Genomic DNA, 22,028 nt, shown 5'->3' with positions numbered 1-22,028 from the left:
GGCGGGTTCTTCGATCGGAGGGGCGAGTGCGGGAGTCGCGGGCGCTGACGGAGCCCTTCGTCGTGCCCGGCCCCACCGGCGTTTCGATCCGGACGCGACTTCGGGTGACGCCGGCGGACGCCACGGTACTCACCGAGGTCGGCGAGTTTCTCGGTTCCCAGGCGTCGCGGGACCTCATGGCGAGGTCACGTCAGGGAGCGGGTCGTGACGGCGGCGGCTGGGCCGGGCGCAAGCGGGCGCTGACTGCGGAGACGTCGGCACGGTGGGCGGGCGGCATCACCAGGGCGACGAACGACCAGTGGGCGCTGGCCCGCCGTGGGCAGGCCGAGGAGATGGCTTGGCTACGGGGGCAGATCAAGCGGATCGAGAGCCGGCTGGCTCGGCCACTGGGCGCCAAGGCCGACAGGCAGACCGGCGTCGTGCGCGGCTACGCCGGCCGTGCCGAGTGGCACGCGAAATCCCGCCGCCTGCGCGTCCTCCGGGACCGGCTCGGGGCCCTCGAGAAGGACTGGGCGGACGGCAGGGTCCATGTGGTCCGCGGCGGCAGGAAGCTCGCCGGTCTCCGTCACCACCTGGACCGGTCGGGGCTGACCCGGTCGGCCTGGCGCGAGCGATGGCGTGCCGCCCGGATGTTCCTCATGGCGGACGGCGAGTCCGGCAAACGCTGTGGCAACGAGACCATCCGCGTCACCGAGACCGGGCAGCTCTCGATCCGGCTGCCTGCCGCGCTGAGCCGCCTGGCCAACGCACCGCGCGGACGGTACGTGCTGGACGCCGCGGTGGCGTTCACCCACCGGGCGGAGGAGTGGCGGGACCGCATCACCACGCATCGCGCGGTTGCCTACCGTGTCCACCTGGACGTCTCCCGTGGCCGCTGGTACCTGACCGCCTCGTGGCAGCGTGCGGCGGTCCTGGCGCCGCCGCTCTCCGCGGTCCTCGCCCGTGGTGTGGTCGCGGTGGACATGAACGACGACCATCTGGCCGCGTGGCACCTCGACGCGCACGGCAACCCGGTGGGCGAACCCCGCAGGTTCGCCTACGACATGTCGGGAGACGCGGGGCACCGGGACGCTCAGCTCCGGCATGCCCTGACCCGTTTGCTGCACTTCACCCGGCGCTCCGGAGCAGCGGCGATCGCGGTCGAGAACCTCCATTTCAAGGACGGCGCCGGCCGGGAGCAGTACGGCCGGAACAAGCGGTTCCGCCGTCTCGTGTCGCGCTTTCCGACCGCGCGGCTCAGGGCACGCCTGGTGTCCATGGCCGCCGAGCACGACGTCGCGGTCGTGGCGGTGGATCCGGCGTACACCTCGAAATGGGGAGCCCGGTACTGGCAACGGCCGCTCACCACGGCCACTCGTATGACGACTCGTCACGACGCCGCGGCCGTGGCGATCGGACGGCGCGCTCTCGGGCACCCGATCCGGCGACGGACGGCACCGCCCCCGCACGACCGGAGTGATCGTGCGGGGCATCGGACCGCCCAGGCGGGAGGGAAACCCGGGAGTCGTGAGGGACCCCGCCCCCGTTCACCCGGACCCCGGACAGGATCCGTGCGGCCCGGGAACGGAGCGAACGTGGGGGACCAGCGTGCCCAGGACCGCTCGGGGCACGCGGTTGGGCATGCACCCTGGCCACAGGGGCCGTGACAGCTCAACTTCGAGGAACGGCTACGTGCTGCCCGCCCGCACGCGCGGGCTTGCAGGGCCGCCGCCGGGACAATGTAGGCTGTCGACCTGTCCCGGGTGCGTAGCTCAGCGGTAGAGCGCCTGCCTTACAAGCAGGATGTCGGCGGTTCGAAACCGTCCGCGCCCACCAGTGGATGTGAGAAGGCCCAGCCCCGCGTGGGGGCTGGGCCTTCTCACATCGGGGCGTGGTCGGCCCGGCGCACGTATGCCCGGCGGGGCCGCGGCCGTGCGCCTCAGCCTTCCGTGCGTGCACTCTCGGGTGTCCCGTGGGCGTGCTTCAGCCCGCTGCGGGCGTTCACGCGGTCCGGGCCGGTGAGCTCTGCCCAGTGGCGGTGGGTGCTGACGAACACCGCGAGCTCGTGCTCCCGTCGTCGCAGCTTCTCCACCTCGGCCTGTTCGTCCTCCGTCCAGCCGGGGGACGCGGGCCGCTCGATCTTGCGCCACCCGTTGTCGTCGCTGAAGCCGTCCAGCGGCTCGACCGACCAGGGGAGCCGCCTCAGCAGGGCCGACAGCTCGGCCCGTACCTGGTGCAGCTCTTCCTGGCCGGCGAGGAGATCACTCGGAAACTCATAGGACGTACCCACACGGCGATGGTACGCCTGTTCGATTTTGAGTTGCGAGGCCGTTCGTGAGGTTCAGTCGAACGAGTGATCGGTTCGGTGGCCGTCGCCGTGCGGTTCCCGACGATGCGCGCCGCGGGTCGGCCCCGGGGGGCGGTGGCCGCCTTCGGCGTGATCCCCGCAGGGGTGGGAGCGGTGCGTGAGACTGGGGGCATGTGCCGGAGTATCAAGACGTTGCGTCCGCCCGCGCTGCCCGACGAGGCCACCGAGGACGACATCCACGCCGCCGCGCTTCAGTACGTGCGGAAGGTCTCGGGGTTCCGGGCGCCCGCCGCTCACAACCGCGAGGTGTTCGAGCGGGCGGTGGAGGCCGTGGCGGAGGCCACGGCCGAGCTGCTCGGGGGGCTTGAGGTGCGGGGGCGGGCCGTGCGGACGGCGGCGGAGTAGGCGCTCGCGTTCCTGGGTGACCCGAGTGGCGGGGGAGAGGCCGCTCGGGTGTGTCGTGCTGCCCGCTTCGGGGTCGAGGGCGGGGGGATGGGTGGTTCGTCTGATAGGTCGTCAGATGGCTTTGCTTGTAGTGGAGTTGGTGCGGAGTTTGCCGTGGCCCGTGCGGGCCGGGTGACGGCGGTGGGTAGATGTGCAACGAGTGGATCCGGTCACATTTTCGAGGCGTGCCGCGGCGGCGAGGGCCCCGCCACGTGCGGCCACGGCCGGGAAGGCGCCGTGTGGTGGCACTGAACCGTGGCTAAATGTTGAACTTGCAAGCATCAATTAGGTCCACCTAACCTGGGTCTCCATTCGGTACCGCCGCCCCCACGACCGGCCCGTCCCCGGCCGGCCCGACAGAACCGAACAGGAGATCCCCTTCATGTCCGCACGTCTCAACTCCGCTCAGCCGTACGCCCTCGGACTGTTCCGCGTGGTCGTCGGCCTGTTGTTCACCGTGCACGGCGCCGCCTCGCTCTTCGGCGTCCTCGGCGGCGCCATGGGCACCCACGGCGGGACCATCGAGGCCGGCGCCTGGCCCGGCTGGTACGCGGCGGTGATCCAGCTCGTCGCCGGCGGTCTCGTCCTGCTCGGCCTCGGCACCCGCGGCGCCGCGCTGGTCGCCTCGGGCTCGATGGCGTTCGCGTACTTCGACGTCCACCAGCAGGCCGCCCTGTGGCCCATCCAGAACGGCGGCGAGCTGTCCGTCGTGTTCTGCTGGTCGTTCCTGCTGCTCGTCTTCACCGGTTCCGGCGCCTTCGGCCTCGACCGGCTGGTCACCCGGCGCACGGCCGCCACGCGGCAGCCGGCCGCCGAGCAGGCCCCGATAGCGGCCTGACCGGCTCGCCCGGGGCCCCTTCGAGGCGTCCGGGCGGGGCACTGGACCACGGCGCCCCACTCCGCCGACGCGGCGGGGTGGGGCGCCGCCGGGTTTGCCGGCGTGAAGGGCGTGAAGGCGTGAAAACCGGGTGACGATCCCGTGCGCCCCCTGGCAGCCTCGTGTCAGACCCGCCGCGTACGCTGTATGGCTGTCATCGGGGGGAGTCACGGGGGACGGGGAGCAGTCGTGTGGGAGAGCCTGGGGTCGCTGGCCGCCGGCCCGTGGATCTATGCCGCGGTGGCCCTGTCGGTGCTGCTCGACGTCTTCCTGCCGGTGCTGCCGAGCGGTGTCCTCGTGATCACGGCGGCCACGGCGGCCGCGGCGGGCTCGGGCGCCGCGACGGGGCGGGTCCCGCACGAGGTGCCGGACATCCTCGCCCTGATCCTCTCCGCCGCGACGGCCTCGCTCCTCGGTGACCTCGCCGCCTACCGGCTGGCCTGGCGGGGCGGAGAGCGCCTGGACCGGGCGATAAGCCGCTCGCGCCGGCTGACCGTCGCGCAGGAACGTCTCGGCGAGGCGCTGTCCCGGGGCGGCGGCGCCCTGGTGGTGCTGGCGCGCTTCGCGCCGGCCGGCCGCTCGGTGGTGTCCTTCTGCGCGGGTGCGGCGCACCGCCGGGCCCGTGACTTCCTCCCCTGGTCCGCGCTGGCCGGTCTGTCCTGGGCCGCCTACAGCGTCGCCCTCGGCTACTTCGGCGCCCGCTGGCTCGGCGCCACCTGGCTGGCCACCGGTGTCTCGGTGGCCGCGCTGATCGGCGCGGGCGCGGCGGCCGGGTTCCTGGTCCGGCGGCGGCCGGTGCGGGGCGGCGCGTAGGGGCCGTGCCCCGGCGGAAGGCCCCGCGCCCGGCGTACGGCCGCCCTCCCCGGGTGCCTGGCGGCGGCGCCGGGGAGGGGTGTGGGGGGCCGGTGGTCAGCGGCTCGCCGGGTGTCCGGTCAGCAGCTCGCCAGGTAGTTCGTCAGGGCGGTCTTCTCCGCCGAGTCGACCGACAGGTTGTAGTAGTACTTCACCTGCACCCAGGCGCGGACGTACGTGCAGCGGTAGGCGGTGCGGGACGGCATCCAGGTGGCCGGGTCCTGGTCGCCCTTGGCCTGGTTGACGTTGTCGGTGACGGCGATGAGCTGCGGACGGGTCAGGTCGTTGGCGAAGGCCTGCCGCTGGGCGGTGGTCCACTTGCTCGCGCCGGAGTCCCAGGCCTCGGCCAGCGGCACGAGGTGGTCGATGTCGAGGTCGGAGGCGGCGGTCCAGGTGGCGCCGTCGTACTCGGAGTACCAGCTTCCGCTGGTGGCGGCGCAGGAGGAGTCGGTGACGACGTTCGAGCCGTCCCGCTTCAGGACCGTCTCGCGGGTGTTGCAGGCGCCGCTGATGGTGATCCAGTGCGGGAACAGGTCGCGGCTGTAGCCGGTGCGGTTCTCGGTGGCCACGGTGAGCTGGGAGAGGTAGCTGCGGGCGGTGGCGCCGCTGACCGGGGTGGGCAGGGCGGCGGAGGCGCTCGGCGCGTTGAAGAGGGCGACGGAGGCTACCAGTCCGCTGAGGGCGGTGAGTATGCTCAGTCGTCGACGCGCGTAGAACCGGGACATGCGAACTCCCTTGTGGGGTGGGGGCGTTGGAGCGCGGGCGTGGGAATGCTCGCGCTGCCGTGTGGCCGGTGGGTGAGCGCTCGGTTAGAAGTTAGTGTCGTGTGCATGACACGACAAGGTTCGGCGTCGAACTTTCGGTCCCGTAGGATGGACGGCGCAGAAGGGGAGTAGCTCTTCGCCGGACCGTCGACATACTGCTCAGCAAGCCTGAGCCGGCGCCCGGAGGCGGATCCCGCGCGGACCGCCCAGCGAGACCTTCGGCAAGCAGTGCACGCCCGTGCCCCAGAGGCGCCGGCGCCCAGTGTGCTGTCGTGCCGAGGTGTCTCCCATGAGGTACAGCACTCTCGGTGGGGCGGCCCCGACCGATTGAGGAACCTTGATCAGCATTTCCGTGACGGCGCTCGTCTTCGGCGTCATCTTCCTCGCCGAACTGCCGGACAAGACCGCGCTCGCCGGCCTCGTCCTCGGCACCCGCTACCGCGCCTCGTACGTCTTCGCGGGCGTCGCCGCCGCCTTCCTCCTGCACGTCGTGCTCGCCGTCGCCGCCGGCAGCGTGCTGACGCTGCTGCCGCAGCAGATCGTGCACGCGCTCACGGGTGTGCTCTTCCTCGGCGGCGCGGCGGTGCTGCTGCTGAAGAAGGGCGAGGACGAGGAAGAGGTCAAGAAGCCCGCCGACCAGACCTTCTGGAAGGTCGCCGGCACCGGCTTCATGCTCATCCTGGTCGCCGAGTTCGGTGACCTCACCCAGATCATGACCGCCAACCTCGCCGCCCGCTACGACGACCCGATCTCCGTCGGTCTCGGCGCGGTGCTCGGCCTATGGGCCGTCGCCGGGCTCGGCATCGTCGGCGGGAAGGCCCTGATGAGGCGGGTGCCGCTGCGGCTGATCACGCAGATCGCGGCGCTGCTGATGCTGGCTCTGGGCGTGTGGAGCCTGTACGAGGCCGTCGCCGGCTGAGCGAACGGACGGTGAAGGCTCGGTGGCGGTGGTGGCGGGACCGCGACTTGTTTTGTACCGTGGAGAAACAAAGTGGCTCCCGCCCGTTTTCCCTGACCGGCGGGCGGGGCCGTTTTGTCCCTCGTCCCGCCCACCGTCCCGCCTTCTCATTTCTTTCCTCTGGGAGTCCCAGGGAGGAGCTGCCGATGCCGGCCACCGCCACGCCCACCGTCCTCACCGCCCGCGCCCTCCTGCTCGACATGGACGGCACCCTCGTCAACTCGGACGCGGTGGTCGAGCGCATCTGGCGGCGCTGGGCCGGGCGGCACGGCCTGGACGGCGACGAGGTGATGAAGGTCGTGCACGGCCGGCAGGGCCACGCGTCGATGGCGGTGCTGCTGCCGGAGCGGCCGGTGGAGCAGAACCTCGCCGACAACGCCCGCATGCTCGCCGAGGAGACCGCCGACATGGACGGCGTGGTCGAGGTGCCCGGCGCCGGCGCCTTCCTCGCCTCCCTGCGCGGCGTGCCGCACGCCCTGGTGACCTCGGCCGACGTCGCCCTGTCCACCGCCCGCATGGCCGCCGCGGGGCTGCCGCTGCCGGAGGTGCGCGTCACCGCCGAGTCGGTGGGGGCCAGCAAGCCCGACCCCGAGGGATTCCTGAAGGGCGCGGCGGAACTGGGCGTGGACCCCGCGAACTGTGTCGTCTTCGAGGACTCCGGGGCCGGCATCGCGGCCGGCCGGGCCGCCGGGATGCGGGTCGTCGGCGTGGGGGAGCGGGCCGCGCGGCACGCACCGGACGTCGTCGTGCCCGACCTGACGGGCGTCCGGGTGGAACCCGCCGGGGACGGAACGATTCGGCTCCACCTGGCCTGAGCGGGGTCCGGCCCGGGCCCAGCGCGGCCGACTGGGCCGCACACGTCACGATCCGCGTCCGGTGCAGGTCGCCCTTCTTGGCGCGGCAGCGGCGTCCGTCCGAAGCCGCCCGTCCGGCGCGGCGGCCGTGTCAGGTCGAAGCCGTCCGTCTCGGTGCGGGGGCCGCGGCTACCAGGTCTCCGCCTCCAGCTTCGCCCGGGTCGCCGCGCCGTAGACCCCGAGCGTGTCGCCCTGGACGCCGCGGGCCAGCTGGTAGGTGCGTACAGCGTCCTCGACCGGCCGGGTGTACACGCCGTCTATGTGGTCGGTGTAGAGGTTGAGCGCGCTCAGCCGGGTCTGCAGGTCGATCACCTCCAGACCCTGGTCGCCGCGGCGGAGGACCCTCGCCGTGGCGCTCGGGGCCGGGCTGCCGGTCGCCGTGACCGAGGGGGCCGGGCTGGTGGCGCTGCGGGACGCGGACGGGGTGGCCCCGGGCGACCCGGTCGAACCGGCCGGTCCCGGCGCGGAAGGCGTGGTTGCCGGGAGGCGGACGGGCGACGCGGACGCGGACGCGGGCCGGACCGAGAAGGCGGAGCCCGGTGACGTCGGCGCCTCGGCGGGCACGCTCTCCCGTATCTCGGGCGCCGAGCGGTCCCGGGTCGGTTCCCGGTAGGAGAACAGCCCGCTCGCGAGCCCCGCGGCGGCCACGACCACCACACCGGCGCCCGCCACGCACAACAGCGCGGTACGGCGCCGGCGGGTGCTGCCGCCGGTCCCGGCCGCGGCCGGGACCGTCTCCGCGCCCAAGTCCCCGAACGGCGGTAAGTCCCCCGCGGAGCCCTCCGGGCGCGCCCCGGCGCCCAGAGCGGAGGCCGCGGAGGCGCCCAGCGCGGCGGCGGCCCCCGCCACCGCCCCGTTCACCCGTCCGGCCTCCTCCGCCGGCCCGGTCGTCCGGTGGGCTTCCGTGACCGGCCCGTCCACAGGGCCGGGCTCCGCCGCGAGGGCCGCTCCGTCCCCGGAGCAGGTTTCCGTCGGAGGGGCGGTTTCGTCCCCGGCGCCGGGTCTCGCCGTCGGGGCCGGTCCGCCCTCGAAAGCCGCCGCCCGGTCCGTCGAGCCCTCCCCGCCCACAGGGCCCGCTACGTCCCGGAGACCGGGCTCCGCCGCGAGGGCCGCTCCGTCCCCGGGGCAGGTCTCCGTCGGAGGGGCCGCTTCGTCCGCGACGCCGAGTCTTGCTGCCGGGGCTGCTCCGCCCCGAGGCCCGGTCTCCGCCGCCAGGGCCGCTCCGTCCCCGACGCAGGCTCCCGCCGCCGAGGCCGCTTCCGGGGCCGCCGCCGGGGCCGCCTCGCCCCCGAGGGCCGCCCGATGCGCCGAGCCCTCCCCGTCCACCGGGCCCGCGCCCCGTGCCGGCCCCGGCCGTGGAGCCGTCTCCTGGTCCCCGACCTCCACGTACGGCCGTATCCGCAGCGGGTCGAAGTCCTCAGCCGCCGCCGCGTCGGCCGTGCGTGCCCTGTGCAGGGCTTCGGACGCCCGTGCCGTGCAGTCGCACGACGGTGTGCGGTCCGCTTCTCTGGGTGTGCCGCACTCCGGGCAGGCGTGCCCGCTCGATCCCGTCATGGTGTCCCCCCGGGGCGCTTCGCGAGGTTCAGAGGATATGCGGGTCTCCTCGTGAGCTTCAGGGGATGTGCAGAGTTCCTCCACATTCGCGGGATCCAGCGGTCCCTCCAGGACTCGACGGGCCATAAGTGGTGACACCACTCAGGATGGGAGAGGTGCATCGAGCCCCGGGAGGTCTCCATGGCCGTGGACACGCACGGCGAGGCGAAGGACGCGACGGACGCCGAGCACGTCTCAGGCAACGCGCTCGTCTCGATCGGCGCCCTGCTGCTCGGTCTGCTGCTGGCCGCGCTCGACCAGACGATCGTGGCGACCGCGCTGCCCACGATCGTCAGCGACCTGGGCGGCCTCGAGCACCTGTCCTGGGTCGTCACCGCCTACCTGCTGGCCTCCACCGCCGCGACCCCGCTGTGGGGCAAACTCGGTGACCAGTACGGGCGCAAGAAGCTGTTCCAGACCGCGATCGTCATCTTCCTCGTCGGCTCGGCGCTGTGCGGAATGGCGCAGGACATGCCGCAGCTCATCGCCTTCCGGGCGCTCCAGGGCCTGGGCGGCGGCGGGCTGATGGTGCTGTCGATGGCGATCGTCGGCGACATCGTGCCGCCACGGGAACGCGGCCGGTACCAGGGCCTGTTCGGCGCCGTGTTCGGCGCCACGAGCGTGCTCGGGCCGCTGCTCGGCGGGCTGTTCACCGAGCACCTGAGCTGGCGCTGGGTGTTCTACGTCAACCTGCCCCTCGGCGTCGTCGCCCTCGCCGTGATCGCCACCGCTCTGCACATCCGGCGCCGGGCCGCCCACCACGTGATCGACTACCTCGGCACCGCCCTGATCGCCGCGGTCGCGACCTGCCTGGTGCTGGTCGCCTCACTCGGCGGCACCACCTGGGGCTGGGGCTCGCCGCAGATCATCGGGCTCGCCGTGCTCGGCGTCGTGCTCGCCGTCGCCTTCGTCGCGGTGGAGCGCCGGGCCGCCGAACCGGTTCTGCCGCTCGGACTGTTCCGCCTGCGCACCTTCACCCTGGCCGCCGTCATCAGCTTCATCGTCGGCTTCGCCATGTTCGGCGCGATGACCTACCTGCCGACGTTCCTCCAGGTCGTGCACGGTATCTCGCCGACGATGTCGGGTGTCCACATGCTGCCGATGGTGATCGGCCTGCTGCTGTCCTCCACCGTCTCGGGGCAGATCGTCAGCCGCACCGGCCGTTGGAAGGTGTTCCCGGTCGCCGGCACCGCCGTGACCGCCATCGGCCTGCTCCTGCTGCACCGGCTGGACGAACACAGCCCGACCGCCGAGATGAGCGCCTACTTCTTCGTCTTCGGCCTGGGCCTGGGCCTGGTCATGCAGGTCCTGGTCCTGATCGTGCAGAACGCGGTGTCCTACGAGGACCTGGGCGTCGCCACCTCCGGCGTCACCTTCTTCCGCTCCATCGGGGCCTCCTTCGGCGTCGCCATCTTCGGCACCGTCTTCGCGAGCCGCCTCGCCGACCAGCTCGCCGACGCCTTCCGCGGCGTCCGGCTGCCGCCCGGCGCCACGCCCGCCGCCCTCAAGGCCGACCCGCGCGGCATCGCCGCCCTGCCGCCCCCGCTGCGCCCGGCGGCGCTGCACGCGTACGCGTCCGCCATCACCGACGTGTTCCTGTACGCCGCCCCGGTCGCCGCCCTCGGTTTCCTGCTGGCCTGGTTCCTGAAGGAGGACCCGCTGCGCGGTTCGGTCACCGCGCCGGACGCCTCCGAGACCATCCCGCCGAACCCGGTCGAACGCTCCTCCCGCGAGGAGGTGAGCCGCGCGCTGTCCGTGCTCGGCACCCGCGAGGGACGCCGGGAGGTCTACCGGGACATCACCGAGCGGGCCGGGTACGAACTGCTGCCCGCGGCGAGCTGGCTGCTGCTGCGCATCCGCAGGTACGGCACGGTGGAGCCCGGTGTGCTCGCCGAGCGCTGCCCCGTCCCGCTGCGAGCCGTCCTGGCCGCCGCCCGCCAGGTCGAGGAACGGCGCCTGGCCGAGCGGACGGGCCCGGACCTGGTGCTGACCGCGTCGGGGCGCGAGGTGGCCGAGCGGCTGGCCAAGGCCCGCGAGGAGTCCCTGGCCGAACTGCTCGGCGACTGGTGGGCGCCCGGCCGGTCCACCGACCTCACCCGGCTGGTGCGCGAACTGACCGGCGAACTGTGCGGCTCGGAACGCGAGCGGCCGCACAACGGCACGGTGCTCAAGACCCGTTGACGGGGCCGGGCAGGTCCTTGCGGAACCAGTGCTCGGCGTACCGGTCGTCGTTGTGGGGCGCCGTCTCGGTGTAGCCGAGCCGGGCGTACAGGGCGCGGGCCTCGACCAGGTCGGCGCGGGTGTCGAGGATCAGGGCCGTGGCGCCGAGGGCCCGGGCGGCCTCCTCGGCGGCGGCGACCAGGAGCGCCGCTCCGCCCCGGCCGCGCATCCCCGCGCGGACGAACACCCGGGTGAGTTCGGCGGTGTCCGGGCCGAGCAGCCGTACGCCCGCCGAGCCGGCCGGCTCGCCGTCGTACCGGCCGATCAGCAACCGCCCCCTGAGCGGGGCGAGTTCGGCGCCGGTGCCGGCCGCGATCCCCCGTTCCAGCTCCTCCGGCGCGGTCCGGCGGCCCTCGTGCAGCAGGTACCAGCGGTCGCTGACCTCCGTGTAGTACGCCCGCCACAGGGCGGCGGCCGCGGGGGAGTCGTACGGCTCCGGGGTGATCGTCCACGTCATGCCGGGGATTGTCCGGTGCGGGCCCGGGGCCCGCGCAACCGGATATGTGAACGCCGACGGCGGACGCGGCCGGTGGGCGGCCGTTTGTGGGCCGTGTTCCGGGTCACACGAATGACGAACCGGCCAGCGGGGCCGGTCCGATTCCGGAAGGCAACCATGTCCACAGGCGTGATCATCGCTTTGATCGTGATCGTGGCGGCCCTGGTCCTCGCCGCCGCCCTCTTCCTCCGTGGCCGCGGCCGGGGCGGCGGGCCGGACCTGAAGCGGCGCTTCGGGCCCGAGTACCAGCGGACGGTGGCCCGGCACGACGGGGACACCAAGGCCGCCGAGCGGGAACTGGCCGAGCGCCTCGAGCGCCACGGCAAGCTGCGTGAACGCCCGCTGGAGCCGGCCGAGCGCGAGCGGTACACGGTCCGCTGGACGGCCGTGCAGGAGCGGTTCGTGGAGGCCCCCCGGGAGGCGGTGGCCGAGGCCGACCGGCTCCTCGCGGAGCTGGCCGGCGTCCGCGGCTACCCGGACGGCGGGCGGTACGAGGAGCAGCTCGCCGCGCTGTCCGTGCACCACGCCGACCACGTCGAGGGCTACCGGCGGGTGCACCGGGTGGCCCGGACCGGGGCCGAGGGCGGCACCGGCGCGTCCGGCGCCGGCACCGAGGAGCTGCGCACGGCCCTGATGGACGCCCGCGCCCTCTTCGACGACCTGATCGACGGCGACGGCCGCCACCGGGGCAAGGCCGAGGCCGGCACCGCGGCCGGCGACGGACACCGCACCGGCCCCCGCACGCAGGGATTCCTCCACAAGACCAGCCCGAGGGAGAGCTGAGCCATGGCGCAGGACAGGCAGACACGGCCGGACGCCGAGCGGTACCCGGCCGAGGGAGACATCACCGGAATCGGCCGCCGGCCGCACGACGAGCGCTCGCCCGGCGAGCCGCTCCCGGGCGAACCGGTGCGCAACGAGTCGGCCCACCGGCCGGAGGCCGAGGTGGCCGGGCGGCTGCCCGGAGCGGCCGGTGCCGGCCGGGAGGGGCTCACGGCTGACGACCGGGTCCCGGGCGAGGGCGCCGGATCGCCTGCGGCGGCCACCGGCGCGGGCCGCTCCGAGCGGCCGGACACGCACCGGCAGGCGCCCGGCACGAGGCTGGACGACGACCCGATGCCCGACAACGGACTGGGAGCACCCTCACCCGGCGGGCTCGGCGGACGCGAGGCCGCCACGACGGAAGGGACCGCGGCGGACGCCTGGCCGGGCGGCGCCGGACGGCACGGACGGCAGGACACCGGGGCGCACGCCCCGCTCCTCGCGCAGGAGGAGTCGGAGCAGTGGGAGGAGCGGCTGCGGCACACGCTCGCCGGGTTCGTGGAGGAACCCCGGTCGGCCGTCGAGGAGGCCGACCGGACGCTGGAGGAGATCGCCGCCCGGTTCGGCGAGGCGGTGACCCGGCGCCGCCGGAACCTGCGCATGTCCTGGCAGAACGAAAAGGACGGCGGCCCGGGCCACGAGAGCGACACCGAGCAGCTGCGGCTGGCCCTGCGCGACTACCGCGAACTGGCCGACCGCCTGCTGCACCTCTGAACCGGGCGCCGACCCCGGGCCCGGTTCAGCCCGCCGGGCCCGGTTCGGCGCGGGTGGCGGCGGTCCTGCGCTGCCGCCACTCGCGTACGACCTCCTCGACGTCGTACGGCTTCTTGCCCAGGTACGGTCCGGGCGGCGGCTTGAACATCATGTCGCGGATCTTCACGTTGACGTCGGTGATGATCTTCCGGACCATCCGCTCCGAGGGCGCCGCGTAGGCCGCGACGAGCGCGTCCTCCGCCTCCTTGCGCAGGGCCAGCGCCGGCGGCAGCACCGCCAGGCCCTCGCGGGCCATCTTCCGCTTGACCCACCACAGTTCGTCGTACGTGGAGTCGAGGTCGGCGGGCAGCGGCTCACCCGCGCCCGGCAGCCGCTCGAACTCCCCGCGCCCCTGCGCGTCCCGGATCTGCTTGTCGACCCAGGACTCGAACGGAACACCCGGTGGCTTTCGCTCGGTCATGAGCCCATTGTGCCGGACGCGGCGCCGCCGGGCGTTTTATCATGCGGCGGCGGTGCGGCGAACCGGCCACCGCGCGAGAATGTCCCGGACGCCGCCGGTTCTTCGACGTCGCAGCATCTCCAGGGGGAACGCACGTGCTGGAACTGACCATGGCCACCGTCTCCGGGGCCGACACGGGCGCCACCGCCGGCATGACGATGGCCGACGCGCCCAGCGAGCCGGGCGCCGTGCTGCGCGTGGGCCGGGACGCGTCCGTGTGCCGGCTGGTCACGCCCGAGGACTGGCTCTTCGTCTCCCGCGCCCACCTGGAGTTCCGCTGCGGTCCCGACGGCGGCTGGCAACTGTCCTGGCTGCGCGGCTCGCAGGCCGAGCCGTCCGCCGAAGTGCGGCTGATCGTCGGCGAGTACGCGCAGACCGTGGCCTACGGCGCCGCCGTTTCGCTGCCGCGCGGCGGCTCCGGTGAGGTCGTCGTCCAGGACCGCACCGCGCCGCGCAGCGTCAACGTGGGCTTCTACCACGAGGTGTGAACCCCGCGAGGAAGCGGCGGTCCGGGGTGGTCCGGGGTGGTTCAGCCCAGCACCCGGGCCACCGCGAACCCGTCGTAGCCCTTGCTGCCCACCGTCTGCACCGCCGTGCCGCTCAGCCTGGGGTGGGCGGCGATCAGCTCGATGGCCTCGCGGGTGCCGACGATGTCCGGTTCCCTGCTGTCGGTGTCGACGACCCGTCCGCCGCGCACCACGTTGTCCAGCACGATGATGCTGCCCGTGCGGCTCAGCCGCAGCGCCCACTCCACGTAGTGCGGGTTGTTGGGCTTGTCGGCGTCGATGAAGACGAGGTCGAAGGGGGCCGGGTTCTCGTCGGCGAGCTTGGGCAGCGACTCCAGGGCGGGGCCCACCCGCACCTCCGCGATCCGCTCCAGGCCGGCCCGGGCGATGTTGCGGGTCGCCACCTCGGCGTGCTTGGCGCTGTACTCCAGTGAGATCAGCCTGCCGTCGGCCGGCAGGGCGCGGGCCAGCCAGATGGTGCTGTAGCCGCCGAGCGTGCCGATCTCCAGGATGGTCCGGGCGCCCTGGATCTCCGCGAGCAGCTGGAGGAACTTGCCCTGGACGGCCGTCACGCTGATGTGCGGCAGCCCCGCGACCTCGCTGTCGCGCAGGGCCGCCTGGAGCGCATCGTCCTCCGGTGCGAGATGGCTGCTGAAGTAGAAGTCGACGTCGTCCCAGAGCTGCGAGCTCATGCGCCTGCTGCCTTTCCCGAGTGTCCGCCCGAGTCTCAGCCCGGGACGCCTTGGCCCTCCCCCTGCATCGTCTCAGCCGAAGGGCGCGGACGGGGGGAGCGGCGGCGGCGGCTCCACCGGCGGCGCAGCGCCACCGGCCCCCGGGCGCTCGCGCTCCGGGGGCCGGTGGGGGACGGGTACGGCGGGTGCCGCGGCGGCTACCGCTCCACCGAGGGGGCCGAGCCGGGCAGCGGGCGGCCCGCCGACTCGGACATCCGCCAGACGGCGAAGCCGCCCACGACGGCCGCGGCCATCATGTAGTACGCGGGCATCATCATGTTCCCGGTGGCGCCGATCAGGGCGGTGACCACCAGCGGGGTCGTACCGCCGAACAGGGACACCGAGACGTTGAAGCCGATGGACAGGGAGCCGTAGCGGACCCGGGTCGGGAAGAGCGCGGGCAGCGCGGCCGGCATGGCGGCGGTGAAGCAGACCAGCAGCATGCCCAGCGCGCCCATGCCCAGGGCCACCGCGACCAGGCTGCCCTGGCGGATCAGCAGCAGGGCCGGGACGGACAGCAGCAGGAAGCCCGCGCAGCCCGCGGCGATCACCGGACGGCGGCCGATGCGGTCGGTGAGCGCGCCGGCGAACGGCTGGACGATCATCATCAGGGCCATCACGCCGAGCACGACCAGCAGGCCGTGCGTCTCGTCGTACTTCAGCTCACTGGTCAGGTAGCTCGGCATGTACGACAGCAGCATGTAGTCGGTGACGTTGAAGACCAGCACCAGGCCCATGCACAGCATCAGCGCCTTCCACTGGCCCGCCACCATCTCGCGCAGCGGCACCTTCGGCCGGGTGGCCTCCGCCTTCTCGACCTCGGCCGCGAACGCCGGGGTCTCCTCCAGGCGCATCCGCAGGTAGAGGCCGATGATGCCCATCGGGCCCGCGATCAGGAACGGGATCCGCCAGCCCCAGGACAGCAGGTCGTGGGTGGACAGCAGGGCCGTCATGAGGGTGACGAGGCCCGCGCCGCCGATGTAGCCGGCCAGCGTGCCGAACTCCAGCCAGCTCCCGAAGAAGCCGCGCTTCTTGTCCGGCGCGTACTCGGCGATGAACGTCGACGCGCCCGCGTACTCGCCGCCGGTGGAGAAGCCCTGCACCAGGCGGGCGGCCAGGAGCAGCAGCGGCGCGCCGACGCCGATCGAGGCGTACGACGGGATCAGGCCGATCGCGAACGTGCCCGCCGCCATCATGATCATGGTGAGAGCGAGGACCTTCTGGCGGCCCACGCGGTCGCCCAGCGGTCCGAAGACCATGCCGCCCAGCGGGCGGACCAGGAAGGCCGCGGCGAAGGCGCCGAACGTCGAGAGCAGCTGCGCGGTCGGGTTGCCTGACGGGAAGAAGACCTTGCCCAGGGTGACCGCGATGTAGCTGTAGACACCGAAGTCGAACCATTCCATGGCGTTGCCGAGCGCGGCCGCCTTCACGGCGCGCTTCACCATGGCGGAGTCGGTGACGGTGACGTCGGCGTGGGCCTTGGCGGCCCGCGGGGTCTTCAGGTGCGGGGTGACTGCAGTGGCGGTCGCCAAAACGGAACTCGCCTACCTCTCGACGGGGACGGGGACAGGGCCCGGGCGACGGCGGTGTCGGACAGCAGGCCGAAAAGCGACGATAGGCGGAGTTCGCCTGCTTACGTCACGTGCTCGACTAGGTGCACAGGGCAGCTAAAGGGCGCGTATGCAGGTACTCCTGCCCGATCGCGCCGGGTCATGCCTGTCCGGCGCTGTGATCCTTGTCGCGTCGGATGAGGGCAACCGGAACCCGATTCCGCTACCGCCGCTCGCGCAAAGGAAGCATGCATCGCATAAGAGTCAGATATGAACATTCCCGTCTTTATGGGCCCGCAAGGCGGGTGGACGGGCGGGTCACTCCCGCCCGGACGTCACCGCCGCCAGCACGCCGGACACCGCCGCCGCGAGCAGCAGGGGGACGCCCAGGCCGTGGTGGGCGACCAGCCAGGCGCCCAGGGCGGCGCCCGCGACCATGGCGACCACCGCGGCCGTGCGGCGCGGGGAGCGGCGGCCGGTGGCGTCGCCCAGGCGGGACTCGGAGGCCAGGCCGGTCAGGGTCATCGTCAGGACCGTGGTGGTGAGGTCGGCGATGCCCAGTTTGCGGACGGTCGCGTTGCGCAGGCCCAGGGCGAAGGCGGTCAGGGCGATCAGGGCGTACCGGGTGCCGGTCGTGTCCGGCCAGGCGAAGGCGACCGCGGCCGATCCGCCGAGCAGGACCGCCTCCACGGCCAGGATCCGGCGGGCCCACCCGCGCCGCGGGCCGGCGCCGAAGCGTGCCGCCGCCCGGCCGCCGGTCACCGCGCCCAGCAGGAAGCAGGCCAGCGAGGTCGCCGTGAGCGGGACCGAGAAACCGGGAGCGCCCGCGGCGGCGAAGCCCAGGACCACCACGTTGCCCGTCATGTTGGCCGTGAAGACCCGGCCGAGGCCCAGGTAGCTCACCGCGTCGATCAGGCCGCTCACCACGGTCAGCGCCAGCAGCACGGTCACCAGACGCACTCCCCGTGTCTCCTGCTCCGGCGCGGGCGGTGACGGCGTGGTCATGCTTCCTCCGGTCGGCCGGACGGACGGGGGCGGTGCCAGGCCCACCATGTTCACCCGGCCGACGGGCGCCCTCCGTCAGGCGCCGCGCAACGCGCGGACACACGCGCGCGCGGCTCAGTACCAGCCGTTGGCCTGCCAGAAGGTCCAGGCCTTGGCCGGGCTGCCGTAGCGGGAGTTCATGTAGTCCAGGCCCCACTTGATCTGGGTGGCCGGGTTGGTCTTCCAGTCGGCGCCCGCGGAGGCCATCTTCGAGCCGGGCAGGGCCTGTACCAGGCCGTAGGCGCCGGAGGAGCTGTTGGTGGCGCTGGGGTTCCAGCCGCTCTCGTGCTCGACGATCTTGCTGAAGGCGTTGTACTGCGCGGCGTCCGGAATCATCTTCTGCGCGATCGTCCGGGCGGAGGAGGCCGAGTCGGTGGCGGCGTGGGCGGGCGCGGCGGACAGCGCCATGCCTGCGGAGGCGGCGGCCACGGCGACGGTCGTGAGGGCCTTCTTCGGGGAGGCGATGCGGCGGATGAAGGAGACGGACACGGAGAACCTCTTGCGTCGGGGACGGGGGATCGCCCGTAAGCCGGAGCCCCCTTCGCGCGGGGGCCGCGTACGTCGGCGCCCCGGCCCTTTCGGGCGGTGGCGCCTGGCGACGTCGACCAGAGAAGCAGCCCCGAAAGGTGTCCGCAATGACCCCTTTTACTAGTTGTGGCCGGAAAGGCGGGACGCACCGCCCGTGTGGCGCGCGTCTCTAAGCGCAGGTCAGAGGGGGTGCGCATGGGGGCGAATCGGGCGCACGGAGGTACGGCCCCGGATCGTAGGTGACCTGCGTCATGTGGGGCGCCTCACCGGCGGCCTGACGGCCCGGATGCGAGTGCTCACCCAGCGGGTGCGTCGAACGTGACCGCGGTCTCGAAGGCGGCGCGCCGCGTGGCCCGGCGCAGCGCCCGCAGCAGCACCGGACCGATCGCGAGGGTCAGCACGACCGTGCACAGGGCCCGGCCCAGGTCCCAGCCGAGCGAGGTGGCCAGGCAGTAGGCGGCGAACCGGGCCAGGTTGGCGGGGACCGAGGCGTGCGCGTCGAAGGCGATGTTCGAGGTGCCGGAGCCCATGAAGGGCCAGCCGGCCAGGTTCATGACCGTGCCGTAGGCGAAGGCCGCGCAGAAGCCGTAGCCGGCCAGCAGCAGCAGTTCGGCCCGGCCGCGCAGCCGGACCTGGCCCGGCAGCAGCCCGGCGCCCATGGTGAACCAGCCCATCGCCAGCATCTGGAACGGCAGCCACGGCCCGACCCCGCCGGTGAGCAGCGCGGAGGCGAACATCGTCACCGAGCCGAGGACGAAGCCGAACCCCGGGCCCAGTACCCGGCCGCTGAGCACCATCAGGAAGAACATCGGCTCGATCCCGGCCGTCCCCGCGCCCACCGGGCGCAGCGCCGCGCCGGTCGCGGCCAGCACGCCCAGCATCGCGACCGCCTTGGGCCCCAGACCGGACTCGGAGATCGTCGCGGCCACGACCGCGATCATCAGCAGCAGCAGACCGGCGAACAGCCACGGCGCGTCCTCGGCGTGCGCGCTGAGCCGCGAGGCGGGCGGGGCGAGGAAGGGCCAGCAGAAGGCCACCACGCCGACCGCGCTGACCAGCCCGAGGGCGGCGATGGAGCGCGGGCCGAGGCGCACGGCCCGCACGGGACGGGACGCGGGGGCCGGACGCGGCGCCGAGGTGGTCGTCATGCCAGGGCCGCCCGGACCTCCGCCACCGTCAGCCAGCGCTGCGGGGCGAGGATCTTGGTCACCTGCGGGGCGAAGGACGGCGACGAGACCACGATCTCCGCCGTGGGGCCGTCGGCGATCACCTCGCCGTCGGCGAGCAGCACCACCCGGTGCGCGAGTTCCGCCGCGAGCTCCACGTCGTGCGTGGCCAGCACGATCGCGTGCCCCTCGGCGGCCAGCCCGCGCAGCACGGCGACCAGCCGGGCCTTGGCCGCGTAGTCCAGGCCGCGGGTCGGCTCGTCGAGCAGCAGCAGAGGAGGGCGGGCGGCCAGCACGACCGCCAGGGCGAGCGCCAGGCGCTGGCCCTCGGACAGGTCCCGGGGGTGGGTGCCGTCGGTGATGCCGGGCAGCAGCCCGGACACCAGGGTCCGGCAGGTGCCCGGCTCGGCCCCCGCGTCCCGGTCGGCGGCCGCGCACTCGGCGGCGACCGTGTCCGCGTACAGCAGGTCCCGCGGCTCCTGCGGGACCAGACCGACCCGGCGGACGAGTTCCCGGGGCGGGGTGCGGTGCGGCACGGCACCGCCCACACGCACCGAGCCCGCGGTGGGCTCAACCAGGCCGACCAGCGAGCCGAGCAGGGTGGACTTCCCGGCCCCGTTGCGACCCATCAGCGCGACCGTCTCACCACGCGCCACGCTCAGATCGACGTGCCGCAGCGCGGTGACCGGCCCCCGCCGGACCCCGAGCCCCCGGACCTCGGCGACCCGCGGCGGGGCGGACGCCGCGGCCAGGGGCGCGGAGCCCCGCCGGAAGAGGCGGCGCAGGGAGGGGAAGGCGGGGGGCGCCGGGGAAGTGGGGGGCGCCGGCTCGGGTGCCGGGGAGGTGGTCGGTGGCTCGGGTGCCGGGGAGGTGGGGGTGGTCGGTGGGTCGGGTGTCGGGGAGGCGGCCGGTGGTTCCTCGTCGTGCGGGGGGCGGGGGGTGGCCAGGCGGTCGCGCAGAGTGGCGGCGCGGCGGCGGGCGTCCCGGACCGTCAGGGGCAGCGGCGACCAGCCCGCCAGCCGGCCCAGGCCCACCACCGGCGGGTACACCGGGGAGACCGCCATCACCTCGGCCGGGTCGCCGTGGCGCGGGGCGGCGCCGGGGGCGGGCAGCAGGACGACCCGGTCGGCGTACTGGATCACCCGCTCCAGCCGGTGCTCGGCCAGCAGCACCGTCGTGCCGAGGTCGTGCACCAGGCGCTGCAGCACGGCCAGCACCTCCTCGGCGGCGGCCGGGTCGAGCGCCGAGGTCGGCTCGTCGAGCACCAGGACCCGCGGGTGCGGGGTGAGGACCGAGCCGATCGCGACCCGCTGGCGCTGTCCGCCCGAGAGCGTGGCGATCGGGCGGTCGCGCAGGTCGGCCAGGCCCAGCAGGTCCAGGGTCTCCTCCACCCGGCGCCGCATCACCTCCGGAGCGAGCCCCAACGACTCCATGCCGTAGGCGAGTTCCTCCTCCACGGTGTCCGTCACGAAGTGCGCCAGCGGATCCTGGCCCACCGTGCCCACCACGTCGGCGAGTTCGCGCGGCTGGTGGGTGCGGGTGTCCCGGCCGGCCACGGTGACGCGCCCGCGCAGGGTGCCGCCGGTGAAGTGCGGCACCAGCCCGCTGACCGCGCCCAGCACGGTGGACTTGCCCACCCCGGACGGGCCCACGAGCAGTACGAGTTCACCCTCGGGCACCTCGAAGTCCACGCCCCGCACGGTGGGTTCGGCCACCCCCTCGTACGTGACGCTGACATCCTCGAAGCGGATCACGACGGCTCCTCGACGGGCTCGGGTACGACGAAGGCGGGCAGCAGCGCGAGCAGGACCGCAGCGGCCGGCCACAGCGGGAGGGAGGGCGCCACCAGCGGGACCACACCGGGGTGCAGCGCGTCCGGATCGCGCGCGGCGGCGAGCGTGAGCAGCGCGGCGACCCCGGCCCCCGAGCCCGCGACCAGCCATGCCCGCACCCCCCACGGGTCCGGCCGGTAACGGGTGCGCGGGGAGCGGCGGCCGCCCAGGCGCAGGCCCGCCAGCGCGGCGGCGGCCCCCGCGCACAGCAGCGGCACCCCGTACGCGCCGCCCTCCGCGGTCAGCAGCCCGTACGTTCCCGCGCAGACGCCGAGCAGGCCGCCCAGGGTGAGCGCGGTCGTCGTGCGGCGCACGCGGGCCGGGACCTCGGCGGTCCGGCCGTAGCCGCGGGCGTCCATCGCCGCGGCCAGCGCGACCGAACGCTCCAACGCGCCCTCCAGCACCGGCAGTCCGACCTGCAGCAGGCCCCGCACCCCCCGGTCCGGCCGGCCGCGCAGCCGGCGGGCGGCGCGCAGCCGCTGGACGTCGGAGATGAGGTGCGGTGCGAAGGTGAGCGCGACGACCACGGCCACGCCCGCCTCGTACAGCGCGCCGGGCAGTGACTTCAGCAGCCGGGCCGGGCTGGCGAGGGCGTTGGCGGCGCCGACGCAGATCAGCAGGGTGGCCAGCTTCAGGCCGTTGTAGCCGGCGAACAGCAGCGCCTCCGCGGTGACCCGGCCGCCGAGCCGGATTCCCTGGGCCCAGTGCGGGAGCGGGATCTCGGGGAGGGTGAGCAGTACGTGGGTGCCGGGGACGGGGGAGCCGAGGGCGACGGTGAACGCGAGCCGGATGAGGAGCACGGCGCCGGCGAGCTTGACGAAGGCGGTGTAGGAGCGCGACCAGGGGGAGGGGGAGCGGTGGGTGGCCACCACATATCCCGCGGCGGCTATGAGGAGGGCGAGCAGCAGCGGGTTGGTGGTGCGGGTGGCGGCGGTGCCCAGGCCGAGGGACCACAGCCACCAGGCGCCGGGGTGCAGCGGCGCGCGGCCGTGCCGGGGCCGGGCGAGGACGGCCTCCGCCTGCCCGCCCGCACGCGACGCCGCCGCACCCGGCCGGGCAGCCCCGGCGGCACGGCCGCCCACCGTCCGTATGACGGCCGAGTCGGTACGGCCTCCGGCCGCCACGGCGTCACGGCCTCCGGCTGCCGCGTCGTCACGCCCTTCGGCTGCCGCGTCGTCAAGCCCTTCGGCCGCCGCGTCGTCACGCCCTCCGGCCGCCGCGTCGGCACGGCCTTCGGCCGAGTCGCCGCGGCCGTCCGCCGCCGGGGCCACGCTGTCACGGCTGCGCATGC

Annotated in this window: 22 protein-coding genes and 1 tRNA gene; 11 read left to right on the top strand and 12 right to left on the bottom strand. The window is 74.0% G+C overall.

The features are described 5' to 3' along the window. The first annotated feature begins 176 nt into the window (after positions 1 to 176). A complete protein-coding gene (locus TNCT1_RS14670) occupies positions 177 to 1,646 on the top strand; it encodes a transposase (protein WP_235902596.1) in 1,470 nt (489 codons plus the stop codon). Between the two features lie 94 nt (positions 1,647 to 1,740). After that, a tRNA-Val gene (locus TNCT1_RS14665) sits at positions 1,741 to 1,815 on the top strand. Between the two features lie 103 nt (positions 1,816 to 1,918). Here TNCT1_RS14665 and TNCT1_RS14660 read toward each other — a convergent pair. Further along, on the bottom strand, positions 1,919 to 2,269 hold the full coding sequence (locus tag TNCT1_RS14660) for a hypothetical protein (RefSeq protein ID WP_143631845.1): 351 nt from the start codon (positions 2,267 to 2,269) through the stop codon (positions 1,919 to 1,921). 189 nt (positions 2,270 to 2,458) lie between these two features. Here TNCT1_RS14660 and TNCT1_RS14655 point away from each other — a divergent pair, with 189 nt between their 5' ends. The 3 genes from TNCT1_RS14655 (at position 2,459) to TNCT1_RS14645 (ending at position 4,421) form a co-directional block, all read left to right on the top strand. Then, on the top strand, positions 2,459 to 2,692 hold the full coding sequence (locus TNCT1_RS14655; RefSeq protein WP_143631842.1) for a DUF2277 domain-containing protein: 234 nt from the start codon (positions 2,459 to 2,461) through the stop codon (positions 2,690 to 2,692). Between the two features lie 421 nt (positions 2,693 to 3,113). Continuing rightward, positions 3,114 to 3,569 carry a DoxX family protein gene (locus TNCT1_RS14650; protein WP_143631839.1) on the top strand — a complete coding sequence of 152 codons (456 nt, stop codon included), beginning with the start codon at positions 3,114 to 3,116 and terminating at the stop codon, positions 3,567 to 3,569. 228 nt (positions 3,570 to 3,797) lie between these two features. Further along, positions 3,798 to 4,421: a DedA family protein gene (locus TNCT1_RS14645; protein WP_235902594.1), complete on the top strand. Its 624-nt coding sequence runs from the start codon at positions 3,798 to 3,800 to the stop codon at positions 4,419 to 4,421. A gap of 119 nt (positions 4,422 to 4,540) precedes the next feature. Here the strand turns inward: TNCT1_RS14645 and TNCT1_RS14640 are convergent, their stop codons facing one another. Then, positions 4,541 to 5,185: an HNH endonuclease family protein gene (locus TNCT1_RS14640; protein ID WP_143631833.1), complete on the bottom strand. Its 645-nt coding sequence runs from the start codon at positions 5,183 to 5,185 to the stop codon at positions 4,541 to 4,543. Between the two features lie 376 nt (positions 5,186 to 5,561). On the opposite strand from TNCT1_RS14640, the gene TNCT1_RS14635 reads away from it, so the two are divergent. Then, complete coding sequence (locus tag TNCT1_RS14635; protein ID WP_143631830.1) at positions 5,562 to 6,143, top strand: TMEM165/GDT1 family protein; 582 nt, start codon at positions 5,562 to 5,564, stop codon at positions 6,141 to 6,143. A 185-nt stretch (positions 6,144 to 6,328) separates the two neighbouring features. Beyond that, positions 6,329 to 6,997: an HAD-IA family hydrolase gene (locus TNCT1_RS14630; protein WP_143631826.1), complete on the top strand. Its 669-nt coding sequence runs from the start codon at positions 6,329 to 6,331 to the stop codon at positions 6,995 to 6,997. Between the two features lie 168 nt (positions 6,998 to 7,165). Here the strand turns inward: TNCT1_RS14630 and TNCT1_RS35830 are convergent, their stop codons facing one another. Next, positions 7,166 to 7,897 (bottom strand): peptidoglycan-binding protein, encoded by a 732-nt coding sequence (locus tag TNCT1_RS35830; RefSeq protein WP_174266298.1) that lies wholly within the window; start codon positions 7,895 to 7,897, stop codon positions 7,166 to 7,168. A gap of 873 nt (positions 7,898 to 8,770) precedes the next feature. Between TNCT1_RS35830 and TNCT1_RS14620 the strand changes: the two genes are divergently transcribed. Then, positions 8,771 to 10,810, top strand: a complete 2,040-nt coding sequence (locus TNCT1_RS14620) for an MDR family MFS transporter (RefSeq protein ID WP_143631820.1) — start codon at positions 8,771 to 8,773, stop codon at positions 10,808 to 10,810. Here TNCT1_RS14620 and TNCT1_RS14615 read toward each other — a convergent pair. Continuing rightward, positions 10,797 to 11,306, bottom strand: coding sequence for a GNAT family N-acetyltransferase (locus TNCT1_RS14615; protein ID WP_143631816.1), 510 nt, complete (start codon positions 11,304 to 11,306; stop codon positions 10,797 to 10,799). The two genes, TNCT1_RS14620 and TNCT1_RS14615, sit on opposite strands and share 14 nt — an antisense overlap. Positions 11,307 to 11,462: 156 nt before the next feature. Between TNCT1_RS14615 and TNCT1_RS14610 the strand changes: the two genes are divergently transcribed. Further along, complete coding sequence (locus TNCT1_RS14610) at positions 11,463 to 12,128, top strand: hypothetical protein (protein WP_143631814.1); 666 nt, start codon at positions 11,463 to 11,465, stop codon at positions 12,126 to 12,128. A gap of 3 nt (positions 12,129 to 12,131) precedes the next feature. Next, positions 12,132 to 12,881 carry a hypothetical protein gene (locus TNCT1_RS36295; protein WP_235902592.1) on the top strand — a complete coding sequence of 250 codons (750 nt, stop codon included), beginning with the start codon at positions 12,132 to 12,134 and terminating at the stop codon, positions 12,879 to 12,881. A gap of 25 nt (positions 12,882 to 12,906) precedes the next feature. Here TNCT1_RS36295 and TNCT1_RS14600 read toward each other — a convergent pair whose 3' ends face one another. Beyond that, a complete protein-coding gene (locus tag TNCT1_RS14600) occupies positions 12,907 to 13,341 on the bottom strand; it encodes a DUF1992 domain-containing protein (protein ID WP_143631810.1) in 435 nt (144 codons plus the stop codon). Positions 13,342 to 13,475: 134 nt separating this feature from the next. Between TNCT1_RS14600 and TNCT1_RS14595 the strand changes: the two genes are divergently transcribed. Continuing rightward, positions 13,476 to 13,868, top strand: coding sequence for an FHA domain-containing protein (locus tag TNCT1_RS14595; protein ID WP_143631807.1), 393 nt, complete (start codon positions 13,476 to 13,478; stop codon positions 13,866 to 13,868). Positions 13,869 to 13,909: 41 nt separating this feature from the next. On the opposite strand, the gene TNCT1_RS14590 is transcribed toward TNCT1_RS14595, so the two are convergent. From TNCT1_RS14590 to TNCT1_RS14560, 7 genes are all read right to left on the bottom strand, one after another. Further along, positions 13,910 to 14,578 carry an O-methyltransferase gene (locus tag TNCT1_RS14590; protein ID WP_143631804.1) on the bottom strand — a complete coding sequence of 223 codons (669 nt, stop codon included), beginning with the start codon at positions 14,576 to 14,578 and terminating at the stop codon, positions 13,910 to 13,912. A 197-nt stretch (positions 14,579 to 14,775) separates the two neighbouring features. Beyond that, a complete protein-coding gene (gene proP, locus TNCT1_RS14585) occupies positions 14,776 to 16,149 on the bottom strand; it encodes a glycine betaine/L-proline transporter ProP (protein WP_143631802.1) in 1,374 nt (457 codons plus the stop codon). A gap of 336 nt (positions 16,150 to 16,485) precedes the next feature. Then, on the bottom strand, positions 16,486 to 17,172 hold the full coding sequence (locus TNCT1_RS14580) for a YoaK family protein (RefSeq protein ID WP_143631799.1): 687 nt from the start codon (positions 17,170 to 17,172) through the stop codon (positions 16,486 to 16,488). Between the two features lie 114 nt (positions 17,173 to 17,286). After that, positions 17,287 to 17,700 carry a transglycosylase SLT domain-containing protein gene (locus TNCT1_RS14575; protein ID WP_143631796.1) on the bottom strand — a complete coding sequence of 138 codons (414 nt, stop codon included), beginning with the start codon at positions 17,698 to 17,700 and terminating at the stop codon, positions 17,287 to 17,289. A gap of 335 nt (positions 17,701 to 18,035) precedes the next feature. Beyond that, positions 18,036 to 18,887 carry an ECF transporter S component gene (locus TNCT1_RS14570; RefSeq protein WP_143631794.1) on the bottom strand — a complete coding sequence of 284 codons (852 nt, stop codon included), beginning with the start codon at positions 18,885 to 18,887 and terminating at the stop codon, positions 18,036 to 18,038. Beyond that, positions 18,884 to 20,659 carry an ABC transporter ATP-binding protein gene (locus TNCT1_RS14565; protein ID WP_143631791.1) on the bottom strand — a complete coding sequence of 592 codons (1,776 nt, stop codon included), beginning with the start codon at positions 20,657 to 20,659 and terminating at the stop codon, positions 18,884 to 18,886. The genes TNCT1_RS14570 and TNCT1_RS14565 overlap by 4 nt, the downstream gene beginning before the upstream one ends. Further along, positions 20,656 to 22,026 (bottom strand): energy-coupling factor transporter transmembrane component T, encoded by a 1,371-nt coding sequence (locus tag TNCT1_RS14560; protein ID WP_373920473.1) that lies wholly within the window; start codon positions 22,024 to 22,026, stop codon positions 20,656 to 20,658. The genes TNCT1_RS14565 and TNCT1_RS14560 overlap by 4 nt, the downstream gene beginning before the upstream one ends. Positions 22,027 to 22,028: the final 2 nt, after the last annotated feature.

The organism is Streptomyces sp. 1-11, assembly GCF_007176755.1.
GTDB lineage: Bacteria > Actinomycetota > Actinomycetes > Streptomycetales > Streptomycetaceae > Streptomyces.
Note: the sequence above shows the minus strand (reverse complement) of the source record. Positions and strands in the feature narration are given on the sequence as shown.